Annotated in this window: 15 protein-coding genes; 3 read left to right on the top strand and 12 right to left on the bottom strand. The window is 41.4% G+C overall.

The features are described from left to right. Positions 1-511 precede the first annotated feature (511 nt). From ACEWB7_RS16300 to rplM, 5 genes are all read right to left on the bottom strand, one after another. Entirely contained in the window at positions 512-1159 is a 648-nt protein-coding gene (locus ACEWB7_RS16300; RefSeq protein ID WP_312310237.1) for a hypothetical protein, read from the bottom strand. 18 nt (positions 1160-1177) lie between these two features. Continuing rightward, positions 1178-1606: a ClpXP protease specificity-enhancing factor gene (locus tag ACEWB7_RS16295; protein ID WP_166135403.1), complete on the bottom strand. Its 429-nt coding sequence runs from the start codon at positions 1604-1606 to the stop codon at positions 1178-1180. Beyond that, a complete protein-coding gene (locus ACEWB7_RS16290; protein WP_284880629.1) occupies positions 1599-2267 on the bottom strand; it encodes a glutathione S-transferase N-terminal domain-containing protein in 669 nt (222 codons plus the stop codon). Before ACEWB7_RS16290 ends, ACEWB7_RS16295 begins: the two co-directional genes overlap by 8 nt. A 333-nt stretch (positions 2268-2600) precedes the next feature. Continuing rightward, complete coding sequence (gene rpsI, locus ACEWB7_RS16285; protein ID WP_004785251.1) at positions 2601-2987, bottom strand: 30S ribosomal protein S9; 387 nt, start codon at positions 2985-2987, stop codon at positions 2601-2603. Between the two features lie 12 nt (positions 2988-2999). After that, positions 3000-3428: a 50S ribosomal protein L13 gene (rplM, locus tag ACEWB7_RS16280; protein WP_004785249.1), complete on the bottom strand. Its 429-nt coding sequence runs from the start codon at positions 3426-3428 to the stop codon at positions 3000-3002. Positions 3429-3963: 535 nt separating this feature from the next. Between rplM and pdxA the strand changes: the two genes are divergently transcribed. Genes pdxA through ACEWB7_RS16265 form a run of 3 tightly spaced genes read left to right on the top strand, consistent with a single transcriptional unit; the run spans position 3964 to position 6626 of the window. Beyond that, positions 3964-4932, top strand: a complete 969-nt coding sequence (pdxA, locus tag ACEWB7_RS16275) for a 4-hydroxythreonine-4-phosphate dehydrogenase PdxA (protein ID WP_376745867.1) — start codon at positions 3964-3966, stop codon at positions 4930-4932. A gap of 30 nt (positions 4933-4962) precedes the next feature. Continuing rightward, complete coding sequence (gene rsmA / locus ACEWB7_RS16270) at positions 4963-5775, top strand: 16S rRNA (adenine(1518)-N(6)/adenine(1519)-N(6))-dimethyltransferase RsmA (protein ID WP_034704111.1); 813 nt, start codon at positions 4963-4965, stop codon at positions 5773-5775. A gap of 5 nt (positions 5776-5780) precedes the next feature. Next, positions 5781-6626 carry a symmetrical bis(5'-nucleosyl)-tetraphosphatase gene (locus ACEWB7_RS16265; RefSeq protein WP_104425779.1) on the top strand — a complete coding sequence of 282 codons (846 nt, stop codon included), beginning with the start codon at positions 5781-5783 and terminating at the stop codon, positions 6624-6626. 56 nt (positions 6627-6682) lie between these two features. Here the strand turns inward: ACEWB7_RS16265 and ACEWB7_RS16260 are convergent, their stop codons facing one another. The 7 genes from ACEWB7_RS16260 to hflX all read right to left on the bottom strand — a co-directional run bounded on the left by ACEWB7_RS16260 (position 6683) and on the right by hflX (position 11081). Continuing rightward, a complete protein-coding gene (locus ACEWB7_RS16260) occupies positions 6683-7129 on the bottom strand; it encodes a DUF2147 domain-containing protein (RefSeq protein WP_180034242.1) in 447 nt (148 codons plus the stop codon). 140 nt (positions 7130-7269) lie between these two features. Further along, the gene (locus ACEWB7_RS16255) at positions 7270-7719 is read right to left on the bottom strand and encodes a DUF2147 domain-containing protein (RefSeq protein ID WP_005237150.1); all 450 of its coding nucleotides are present in this window, start codon (positions 7717-7719) and stop codon (positions 7270-7272) included. A gap of 60 nt (positions 7720-7779) precedes the next feature. Beyond that, on the bottom strand, positions 7780-7950 hold the full coding sequence (locus tag ACEWB7_RS16250) for a hypothetical protein (RefSeq protein WP_158651671.1): 171 nt from the start codon (positions 7948-7950) through the stop codon (positions 7780-7782). 166 nt (positions 7951-8116) lie between these two features. Continuing rightward, complete coding sequence (locus ACEWB7_RS16245; protein ID WP_312309473.1) at positions 8117-8563, bottom strand: DUF2147 domain-containing protein; 447 nt, start codon at positions 8561-8563, stop codon at positions 8117-8119. 87 nt (positions 8564-8650) lie between these two features. Continuing rightward, positions 8651-9325, bottom strand: a complete 675-nt coding sequence (locus ACEWB7_RS16240; RefSeq protein WP_312309475.1) for an LrgB family protein — start codon at positions 9323-9325, stop codon at positions 8651-8653. 9 nt (positions 9326-9334) lie between these two features. Beyond that, positions 9335-9706 carry a hypothetical protein gene (locus tag ACEWB7_RS16235; protein WP_312309477.1) on the bottom strand — a complete coding sequence of 124 codons (372 nt, stop codon included), beginning with the start codon at positions 9704-9706 and terminating at the stop codon, positions 9335-9337. Between the two features lie 34 nt (positions 9707-9740). Further along, positions 9741-11081 (bottom strand): ribosome rescue GTPase HflX, encoded by a 1341-nt coding sequence (gene hflX / locus ACEWB7_RS16230; protein ID WP_312309480.1) that lies wholly within the window; start codon positions 11079-11081, stop codon positions 9741-9743. Positions 11082-11269: the final 188 nt, after the last annotated feature.

The raw sequence follows: 11269 nt of genomic DNA, 5'->3' as shown, positions 1-11269 counted from the left end.
CCGGACTTAAATCCTATAGAAAAAATGTGGTCACGAGTAAAAATGATTCGCAATAAATTTAGAGTTAAAGATATTGATAAATTGTTTAAAGATTACTGTAATGATTTATTTAGTATTTAGCTATAGTTGTATTTAATGAAGTTCGAATATTATCTTTTTCATTCAAATTCATTATAAAAATAGAGGAGTAAATTACAATTAAAATAAAAACCATATAAAATTTAATGGTTTACTTTGGATTTTAATTTTTAACTTGTACTTTTTAATTATGTGATGCATTTATCTTTTTATTTAATGATATGTGAAGTGAAATCATGATTATTTTTTGATCTATACTCTCATCTTAATCTAAAAGATGTAACAAAATATTTTTAATGGATTATGGAACCAATTAGGTAAAACTTTCAGTTAAAAAAAATAGATTCACTTTATTCCTTGATAAATTTAAAGAATAAAAAAAGCCAATATCTCATTGGCTTTTAGTAAAACTGAATTTTTGAGGTTGAAGTATTTATGCAAATACGCGTAATACTGCTTCAATCAGTACCCAAAGAATCGCAAGCGCAACTACTGGCTCAACGATTTTTGCCCAGGTTGGTGCTTCTACAACAGCAACTTCTTCAACATCATGATGCTGGATATTTTGATGAACCATTTGGCTAAACTCCTTCATTGATGCTTCTAATGATAGCTCTTCTTCATGAATTGGTTTAGAGCCTTTGAGTTCTGTTAGGTTATTTGTTGTCCAAACCCAATCATCTGCCTGTCCAGACAAATGTTCAATTTGTCCTTTCAGCAGCTCTTGGATACTGGTCTGATTATGATTGCCAGTATCGTGCAACTGCTTCAATTCAGTCAGTTGGTAATGGAAAATTTCAGACGTGAGCTGCTCCAGCTCGGGTTTTGGTAAAGTCGACTTGTTTTCCACTCGGGTAGTCAGGTGACGGGCGATTTCCAGAATATAGAGTTCATCTGGGTGTTTGATTTCATTATAAATTTTTTGCGGATTATTGCGCCATTCGCTAATCAGTTTGCCTAAAGTGAGAGCATTGATTTCTGAAATATATTTACGTTTTTCTTCTTTTGTATAGCTTTGTAGAAGCTCAGGCTTTTGAGTTTCTATCTGTTCAACAAAATATTGTACTAAATCAAAAGCCATTCACTTACTCCATTATTTTTAATCTAATAACCTTAGGGTTGGTTTTTTCTTTGCGGGTTCAGGCTGTTCTTCAGTGCTTGATTTTAAAGCATCTTCATCACTTTGTGTATGCTCATATTCATTTGGATCAAAGAATAATCCTTGACCATTTTCACGTGCATAGATTCCGAGGACTGCTGTCATCGGTACATAGATATCACGTGATACACCACCAAAACGTGCTGAGAAGGTGATGGCTTCGTTATCCATATTCAGCGCATGAACTGCATGCGGCACAATATTCAGGACAATCTGGCCATCTTTAATAAACTGCTCGGGTACCATAGTATTTGGACGTGTAGCATCGACCAGCAGATAAGGCGTCATATTGTTATCGCAAATCCACTCATAGATTGCACGTGCCATATAGGGACGAGTAGGACTTAAGTTGAATTCTTGTTCAGACATGATGTTTCTCTACAGATTTGATTTGTTCTTGGTAGCGGTTTTTTTCCTGCAAGGTCATGGATTTTGCAAATGCAGGACGGCTAAAAACTCGCTGGCAATATAAATAAAATGGACGACATTGTTGTCGAGGTAATTCTACTCCCATGCTTTTAAGTCGAATGAAAATGGGAGCCAGCATACAATCCAAGATGCTGAAATGTTCCGACATAAAATAAGGGAAATGCTGGAACAGGGGCGTTAATGAAATCAGGATATCATGCAACTGTTTTTGAGCCTTCACTTTGGCTGCAGCATCCAAGGTATCTGGGTGGCATAGCATGATATCCGCCAGTTTGAGCCAGTCATTTTCAAAGCGCCAGATATATTGCCGCTGTTCCGCACGTGGCATGGGGGCATCTGCATAGAGCTTGTTCTGGCGGTAACGATCGTCAATATATTCGGAAATGATGCTGGTATTGAATAATTTTAAATCATTTTCAATCAGCATGGGCAGCTGGTTATAAGGATTGAGGCTGGCCAGATCTTCATCATCGCTATCGACCAGGATCAGGTTATATTTAATCTGCTTTTCAGCAAGTACGTAGCGAATCCAATGGGAACGAAAGTCATCGGCATGGCTATATAAGGTGAGTCCTTGAAGTGGCGCGCTTTCGACTGACATAAATCCTGATTAAGTTCTAATGAATAGACTAGGATACTAAAAATCAACCTAAAAAGCACGAAGCATAAAAAGCCAATTGGACTAAGGCAGGGTAGAGTAGAGAAAAAAATGAAAGGAGCAGAACAACATGATCATGAATTTCGGCTTAATTATCCTGTTTATTATCATCGGTGTTGCGAATTATTATCTGACCAAATCCTTCTGGTGTCATGAAGGAGTATGGGGTAAGGATGTGCATGAACAATGACAATAAAGATAATATTAGGTGATCATTTTCAAGCCATAAAAAACCCTGGAATAAACCAGGGTTTTTTGTCCGATTCGGTAAATGAATTAACGTTTAGAGAATTGAGGACGTTTACGAGCTTTACGTAAACCAAGTTTCTTACGTTCAACTTCACGAGCATCACGAGTAACGAAACCAGCTTGACGAAGAGCAGGTTTAAGAGTTTCGTCAGAAGCGATCAGTGCACGAGTAATACCGTGACGGATAGCGCCTGCTTGACCACCGATACCACCACCAGCAACAGTGATGTAAAGGTCATATTTCTCAGTCGCTTCAAGAAGCTCTAGAGGTTGACGAACAACCATACGAGCAGTCTCACGACCGAAGTATTGTTCTAAAGAACGGTTGTTGATTACGAGTTTACCAGTACCAGCAGATAGGAAAACACGTGCAGTTGCGGTCTTACGGCGACCTGTACCATAGTTAGTAGCCATGTGCTGTATCCCTTAGATGTCCAAAACTTGTGGCTGTTGAGCAGTATGTGGATGCTCAGTACCAGCGTACACTTTCATTTTTTTGATCATTGCATAACCAAGAGGACCTTTTGGCAACATGCCTTTTACAGCGCGTTGGAAAATTTCTTCTGGTTTGTGAGCAACTAATTTTTCAAAATTAGTTTCACGAATACCACCAGGGAAACCAGTATGGCGATAGTATTTCTTGTCAAGTGATTTGTTACCAGTCACTTGAACTTGCTCAGCATTGATAACAACGATGTAATCACCAGTGTCAACGTGAGGAGTATAAGAAGTTTTATGCTTACCGCGTAAACGACGAGCGATTTCAGTCGCGAGACGACCTAAAGTTTTGCCAGAAGCATCAACAACGTACCAGTCGTGTTGAACTTCAGCTGGCTTAGCGCTGAGAGTTTTCATTAAACCACTACCTATTATAGTTGGTTTGGACTATGGAAGCTGTCCAAACAAAAGGAGACCGAATTCTACCCGAAAGCCGGGAGAACCACAATGAAAATATAAAATTTCAAGCGCTGTATTTTACAACGTCTTTCAATGAATGACCAGTAGGATTTTTAGCCTATAAACACATATGATTAATCATTAAATAATAAAACGGACCTAAGACTAGGGGCACCTCTTTGTATGAATGGATTCACCTGTTTTTTAATATGTATTTCTTTAGTAAGTAGCCTGTATTCGTTTCTGCCTAGGTTTGCCTTCTAAACTTGAGGCAATCCTCCCTGAAAATGCCAAAAGCTAAACATGTCGAGTGTTGAGATGACTGCCTGAAACTCTTTATATGGTTCATTGACATCAGTCCGGTTTTATCTCTCTTTAATATAACGAGAAATGTACAGTATTATTTGAATAAACATCATCTAAACCTTTATCTAAAACTTTCCCTGTGAAATTTGTACTAAAATAAGGACAATTGATAATACAGAAGAAAGTCATGCTGCCTTTATATATTACCAGTGGTGAACCTGCCGGAATTGGTCCAGATATCTGCTTGAGTCTGGCGGATCGTATTGATGAGCGTCCATTGGTGGTACTTGCCGATCTGGAAATGCTCCGTCAACGGGCACAGCAGTTAAAACTTCTGGTTGAACTGATTGAATATACAGGGCAAACGACTTCTTCAGAAAAAGGTCAGCTTTATGTTGAGCACGTGCCTTTAAAAGAACCGGTAGTGCTGGGTGAGCTGAATAGCCATAATGCCGCTTATGTACTGGAGCAGCTACGTCGTTCAGCCAAATATGCCATGTCAGGCAAAAGTGTCGGAGTGGCTACAGCACCGGTACAGAAGTCAGTCATTAATGATGCGGGGATTCATTTCAGTGGTCATACCGAGTATTACCAGGAATTTGCTGGTGTACCGCGTGTGGTGATGATGCTAGCGACTAAAACTTTACGTGTTGCTTTAGCAACCACCCATCTGCCACTTCGTGCAGTTGCCGATGCCATTACTCCGGAACGCTTGCATCAGGTGATTGATATCCTGATTCATGACTTAAAATCGAAGTTTAAAATCGAGCATCCGCATATTCTGGTCTGTGGTTTAAATCCACATGCAGGTGAGGGCGGTTATTTGGGTATGGAAGAGATTGAAGTCATCAATCCAGTACTGGAGACTTACCGTACTCAAGGTATCAATATGAGTCTGAGCCTGCCTGCAGATACTTTATTTACCGCTGAAAATTTGAAAGATGCCGATGCTGTTCTGGCGATGTATCACGATCAAGGTTTACCTGTGTTAAAATCTCAGGGCTTTGGTGAAGCCATCAATATTACCTTGGGCTTACCGTTTATCCGAACTTCTGTCGATCACGGCACAGCACTCTCCCTCGCAGGTACAGGCCTTGCGAAAAACTCAAGCTTACATGTGGCTGTGGACTTGGCGCTGGATTTAGCGCGTCAATGATCTCGTCTTTATTACACGTTGGAAATGTCTATGTATCAGATTAATGCCTTAAACCCAAAAGATGAAGGGCATCACACGCGCAAGCGTTTTGGTCAAAACTTCTTACATGACCAACGTGTCATTGCCAAAATTGTGCGTTCGGTAAACCCGCGTGCAGGCGAAAATATTGTTGAAATTGGTCCAGGTCTAGCCGCATTGACATCACCTTTAATTGGTGAATGTGATGCTTTGACTGTACTTGAGCTGGACCGTGATTTGGCCGCTGGTTTGCCGGGCCGTGTGCCGCATCCTGAACGTTTAACCATTATTGAAACGGATGCACTGAAATACGATTTCACCAATTTATTTGAAGAAGGTCGTCCGCTACGTGTAGTTGGAAACCTGCCTTATAACATTTCGACACCACTACTGTTCCATCTCCTGGAATTTGGTGACAAAGTCAAAGACATGCACTTCATGCTGCAAAAAGAGGTGGTCGATCGTATTACAGCTTCACCGAACACCAAAGAATATGGTCGTTTGTCGGTGATGATCCAGTATTACTGCAAACCGACTTTTCTGTTTGAAGTGCCGCCAGGTTCTTTTAATCCGCCACCAAAAGTGACATCTGCCGTGTTCCGTTTGGAGCCATATGATGTAAAACCGATCGTGGCAAAAAATGAAAAAGCTTTAGCTCGTCTGGTATCGCATGTATTTACCCAGCGCCGTAAGACTTTGCGTAATAGCCTGAAAGGGATGCTGGTTGAAGATGGTTTTGAAAAGGCAGGTGTGGATCCAATGGCACGTCCAGAGACACTGTCACTTGCCCAATTTGTGGCTTTATCTGATCAAATGGTAGCTTAAAAATAATGACCCGCACTGTTCGATACAATTATGTGATTGGTGATGTACAAGGCTGTTTTGAAGCCTTGAAGGCACTGCTGAAAGAAATCCGTTTTGATCCTGATCAGGATTTTGTCTGGTTTGCTGGTGATCTGGTGGCTAGAGGGGAAAACTCGCTGGGTGCATTACGCTTCATTAAAAAGCTTGTCGATAATGGCGTGGCGGCAACAGTGCTGGGTAATCATGACCTGACTTTGCTGGCTTATGCACGCGGTATTAAGCCGATTAAAGACAAGGATAATGTCCGTGATGTGATTGATGCGATCGACAGTGATGAGTTAATTGACTGGATCCGTAAACAGCCGATGTGTCTGTTTCCGAATGAACAGACGGTACTGACCCATGCCGGTATTCCCAATATCTGGGATGCAGCCAAGACGGCTGAATTGGCTAAAGAAGTAGAAGCCATTATTGCCCATGATGATTTTGAGGTGGTGGATACTTTCTTAAAGGAAATGTTTGGGAAAGAGCCTACACTCTGGTCAGATGAATTAGAAGGTCATGAGCGTACACGCTGTATCGTGAATTACCTGACCCGGATGCGTTTAACTGATGCAGAAGGGCGTCTGGAATATAGTTTTAAAGATTCACTGGATGATCCGATGCCAGAAGGTTTTAAGCCTTGGTTTGAATTTGAATCGAAAACTGCAGCAACCCATCAAATTGTATTTGGACACTGGGCCGCTTTACAGGGTAAAACCATTTCTGGGCGAATTCAGAATGTCGATGGCGGCTGTGTCTGGGGTAATCAGTTGATGGCTTATCGACTGGAAGACCAGCAAATGTTTGCCGTCGATAATCCGGTATTTTAAAATATTTAAAGCTCAAAAAAGCCACGTTGAACGTGGCTTTTTTATTGTGCTGATGATTAGTCTGCGCGAATCCAGGTCTGGTTGCGGCCCAGAACTGAAACACCCATACTGGCACGTAGTGTTAAACGCTTGCCGGTATTGTTTAGACGAACCTTGGCATCATAAATTTTACCTGCCAATGGATCAATGACACGACCTTTTTCATAATTTTTGGTGCCTTCAACGTGTTTCAGGCCTTTTAGAATAGTCATGCCTAAAATCGGTTGATCGGTATAAGGGGCTGGACATTTATTACATTTTTCGCGTGGTGTATAACCTGGACGTGGCGTGATTTTCGCAATCTTGCCTGAGTAAGTATTATTTGCTTCTTTTTCGATGACAATGATGGCTTTTGCTGCTCCAGTTTTATCATCAATTTGTTGCCAGGTTCCGCTAATATCTTGAGCCCACAGGTTCATCATGAATCCTGTAGTCAATGTGGCAAGGAATATCTTCTTTAACATATCCATCATTCCAAAGAACTTTTCATTATTACCCGCACATGTTAGGAAGATTGCACAAATAGTCAATAAATAATTAAAAACATGGAATTAAATTTATAAAAAAAGCTGCCTGTTTGGCAGCTTTGAGAAAAAGTGTGAACTTATTCCTGACGAATCCAGGTTTGGCTACGACCCAGAGCAGATACACCCACATAACCGCGTAGGGTTAAACGTTTGCCGTTGCTGCTCAGACGAACCTTGGCATCGTAAATTTTACCTGTCAATGGATCAATCACACGACCTTTTTCATAATTCACGCTATCACCAACCTGTTTTAAACCTGTCAGTACATCCATCCCCAGGATTGGCTGATTGGTATAAGGAGCAGGACATTTATTACAGGTTTTTTGCGGGGTATAACCTGGACGAGGCGTTACTTTGACAATCTTGCCGGCATAAGTACCATTGCTGTCCTGACGGATTTCAATCAGTGCTTTGGGTGAACCAGTCTTATCATCGATTTGTTGCCATGTCCCGGTCAAGTCTTGTGCATAAATGGTCCCAGTCATGAATGTAGCAATGAGCATTAATCCTAATTTAGATTTATTCATTTATATTTATCCTTTTTTCATAGATGAAACAAACTATCCCAAACACAAGCGTGTGGTTTTTTAATTTTGGTTGATTTTAGAATAATGAGCGTTGCAGATTGCTCGATCAATCTGCTTTAACCCTGTTGATTCCCCATGACAGAAATATGCCGATGTTAATTGCTTTGTGGCTGAATTTTCAGTAAAAGCAGAGAAATTCAGTAAGATCTTTAACATGGTAATGTCTTGCATTCTATCTCCTTATATTGCCCATCAAAATCCGTTTGATGCTAAGCCTGTTAAAGCAAATGAATCTAATATTTATATGCATGTTTTATATTGTATAAAAAAAGCATCTGTCTAATATTGATACAACTTAATGCATGAAAATGCAAGCTTCTGTGCACTAAGTCATGAATTAATCTTGTTTAATCCAAGTCTGGCTGCGTCCTAAGGCTGAAACACCCACATAACCACGTAGGGTTAGACGTTTGCCATTGGCACTTAATTTAGCTTTGGTGTTATAAATATTGCCAGATAAGGGGTCAATCAGTTTGCCCTGAGAGAAATTATTATTACCTGCATCTTTTAAGCCGGTGAGTACATCCAGACCAAGAATCGGTTTATTGGTATAAGGTGTAGGACAGGAAACACAGGTTTCGCGTGGTGTGTAGCCAGGACGAGGCGTGATCTTGGTAATTTTGGCAGTATAAACACCATTTGAAGTTTCACGAATTTCCAGAATTGCTTTAACTGATCCTGTTTTATCGTCAATACTTCTCCAGGTACCTGAAATATCGGAAGCGAAAGCCAGATGACTGAAAAAGGTCAGGGCTAAAACGGATAATAATTGAACCTTTTTCATAGGTCTGTTCCTGAGTGAAAAATTCTTTATTTCCCTATAGTAAGAATAGTTTCATTCAGAAACAAACGTTAAATATTGATTGATGAGTCACATTTTTTGCAGATAAAGTATAAAAGTTGGCAACCAGATCGCAGTAAAAACGGCATTCACTGCCATGCCAAACGCAGCATAACGTCCGGCAACACTACCACGCTGCCAGGCTTGAGCTGTACCAATCGCATGTGCTGCTAGACCTAGAGCAAGACCTGAAGCACGCTCATCATTGATATGTCGTAAAATAAATGGTGAAAATGCTGCACCAATTACGCCAGACAAAATGACGATCAGAATGGCCAGACTAACAGGTGCCTCCAGTAAGGTTGCAATATTAATTGCAATTGGTGTTGTGACTGCACGGGTGGCAAAGGCCATGATGTCGCCAGAAGACATATGCAGCAAATAGGCGAGACCCATCGGTAAGGCAACCGCACTGATACTGGCAAAAACGAGAATCCCAATAATGGCTTTCAGCGGCAGGTCATCATAACGCATGGCCGCTAGTGGAATCGCCAGTGCAACCGTGACATAACCGAGCAAATGGTTAAACAGTGGATTGACTTCATCCATATAATGCTCATAAGGAATACCGAGCACCAATAAAATCACCAGCACCAAGAACATGCTAAACACAATCACAGGAATTTGCGGAATAACACGATTGCAGGGTTTAGCAAGCAGATAAGCAATTAAGGTAATCGCAAGACCATAAAGAACAGAAAACATGTGCGACTCCTATAACCAGCGTTTTGCCATTTTGGCGTAAATCCAAAGGGGAAGCAGGGTGCTCAGGCATAACACCAGCATAAAGGCCGGAATTTTTTGTCCCATATGCATCAACATAATTAGCGCGCCTGCACTAATTGGTAAAAAAGCGAAGGCACTTTCTTTCATTAACTTGTTATTGGTATCCACCAGACGCGCTGGAATTTTGCCAAAATAGCGCCAGGCAAATAAGGTGACTAGCAGGCTGATGAGTCCGACCAGATTGCCCAGTTCAGGGTGTTCCAGCTGGGTCATTAGCCAGACTGAAGCTTCACGAAATACAATAATTAAGAGGAGGGTGCCGATCCATGCTGGCCAGTCAATATGTTTTATCCAGTTCATTGGTGATGTCATTTAAAAGTTTACTTATCAAGTTTTACTCGATCTTACGCTGGATTTCAAACTCTTCAAGTGGATGCTGGAATTGAAGTGCTTGAGATCCCAGAATTTCTTCTATCGGTAAATGTGCCTGTTTGATTAACTGTTCCAGCTTTGGAGGTGCAATCCGTACATCGATATGCAACTGACCCTCATCATCATAATGTTCGGACTGAATCACATTCAGCGCATAAAGTTGATTGCGCAGTTTGCCATAGGCAGGTTTCAATACCAGTTCAAAGTGCTGAATCTGGCCCATTAATGCTTCATGCACGGCTTTACGTAACAGATCCAGACCTTCACCGCTATGTGCTGAAACATAGACCCGTTCAGGCTGACCGGGCTGGCGGTAAATGATTTTGGCATCTTCACCGCTACAGTCGATTTTATTATAAACCCTTAAAACAGGAACGTCGGCACCAATTTCCTTGAGCACCTTTTCAACGGCTTCAATTTGTTCAAGCATTTCCGGACTGCTGGAATCGATCACATGTAAAAGCAGGGTTGCTTCAACAGTTTCTTCCAGAGTTGCTTTAAAAGATTCGACCAGTGAATGCGAAAGATTACGCACAAAGCCTACCGTATCTGCCAGTACCAGATTACCGACGCCGTCCCATTGCAGGCGTCTTAAAGTTGGGTCCAGAGTCGCAAATAGTTGGTCTGCTGCATAAACATCACTATCGGCCAGAATATTGAATAAGGTAGATTTTCCCGCATTGGTATAACCTACTAAAGACACGGTTGGAACAGCCGCTTTTTGCCGAGCCACACGGCCCTGAATACGGGTTTGACGGACTTTTTCTATTTTGGCTTTAAGCTGTCCCATGCGGATACGTAATAAACGGCGATCTGTTTCTAGCAGGGTTTCACCCGGACCACGCAGACCGATCCCGCCTTTCTGGCTATCCAGATTGGTGCGGCTACGAACCAGTCGTGAAGACAGATGCTGTAACTGTGCCAGTTCAACTTGCAGTTTCCCTTCATAGGTACGGGCACGCTGCGCAAAGATATCGAGGATGAGTTCGGTACGATCGACCACCCGGCAATGCACCACATTTTCCAAGTTACGTGCTTGGGCAGGTGTCAGTGCATGATCGAAAATGACCAGATTGGCATCCAGTTCTTTGACCCGTTCAGCAATTTCTTCTGCTTTTCCTGAACCCACAAAGAATTTGGCATCCGGTTTTAAGCGTTGAACAAAAAGATGTTCCAGAATTTCGGCATTTGCAGATTGAGCTAACAGATGAAACTCTTCAGCATCAAGGTCATCCAGCATTTGTACGCTCACACTGACCAGTATGACGCGTTCTTTTCCCTGATGTTGCTCAAAATACTCCACTCAGGCCAATCTCCAGTTGAAAACTTCATTTTAGTTGAAAATGAACTTTACAGATACTGAAATATAGCCAAATACTTAAAAATATAGAACAATAGAAACATGGGATATTCAAAAGATTTTAAAGACAAAGTCATAGAAATTATGACTAGAGATAAAATGTCTGTGCGAAAAGCAGCACAGCATTTTAA

Origin of the sequence: Acinetobacter sp. NIOH-H-8, from assembly GCF_046635365.1 — a bacterium.
Classification (GTDB): domain Bacteria; phylum Pseudomonadota; class Gammaproteobacteria; order Pseudomonadales; family Moraxellaceae; genus Acinetobacter.
This window is presented reverse-complemented; position numbering and strand designations above follow the sequence as displayed.

Bases quoted from the DNA above. Each gene is read 5' to 3' on its own strand.
- ACEWB7_RS16300 (WP_312310237.1), bottom strand. From the start codon at position 1,159: ATGGCTTTTGATTTAGTACAATATTTTGTTGAACAGATAGAAACTCAA.
- ACEWB7_RS16295 (WP_166135403.1), bottom strand. From the start codon at position 1,606: ATGTCTGAACAAGAATTCAACTTAAGTCCTACTCGTCCCTATATGGCA.
- ACEWB7_RS16290 (WP_284880629.1), bottom strand. From the start codon at position 2,267: ATGTCAGTCGAAAGCGCGCCACTTCAAGGACTCACCTTATATAGCCAT.
- rpsI (WP_004785251.1), bottom strand. From the start codon at position 2,987: ATGGCTACTAACTATGGTACAGGTCGCCGTAAGACCGCAACTGCACGT.
- rplM (WP_004785249.1), bottom strand. From the start codon at position 3,428: ATGAAAACTCTCAGCGCTAAGCCAGCTGAAGTTCAACACGACTGGTAC.
- pdxA (WP_376745867.1), top strand. From the start codon at position 3,964: ATGCTGCCTTTATATATTACCAGTGGTGAACCTGCCGGAATTGGTCCA.
- rsmA (WP_034704111.1), top strand. From the start codon at position 4,963: ATGTATCAGATTAATGCCTTAAACCCAAAAGATGAAGGGCATCACACG.
- ACEWB7_RS16265 (WP_104425779.1), top strand. From the start codon at position 5,781: ATGACCCGCACTGTTCGATACAATTATGTGATTGGTGATGTACAAGGC.
- ACEWB7_RS16260 (WP_180034242.1), bottom strand. From the start codon at position 7,129: ATGTTAAAGAAGATATTCCTTGCCACATTGACTACAGGATTCATGATG.
- ACEWB7_RS16255 (WP_005237150.1), bottom strand. From the start codon at position 7,719: ATGAATAAATCTAAATTAGGATTAATGCTCATTGCTACATTCATGACT.
- ACEWB7_RS16250 (WP_158651671.1), bottom strand. From the start codon at position 7,950: ATGCAAGACATTACCATGTTAAAGATCTTACTGAATTTCTCTGCTTTT.
- ACEWB7_RS16245 (WP_312309473.1), bottom strand. From the start codon at position 8,563: ATGAAAAAGGTTCAATTATTATCCGTTTTAGCCCTGACCTTTTTCAGT.
- ACEWB7_RS16240 (WP_312309475.1), bottom strand. From the start codon at position 9,325: ATGTTTTCTGTTCTTTATGGTCTTGCGATTACCTTAATTGCTTATCTG.
- ACEWB7_RS16235 (WP_312309477.1), bottom strand. From the start codon at position 9,706: ATGAACTGGATAAAACATATTGACTGGCCAGCATGGATCGGCACCCTC.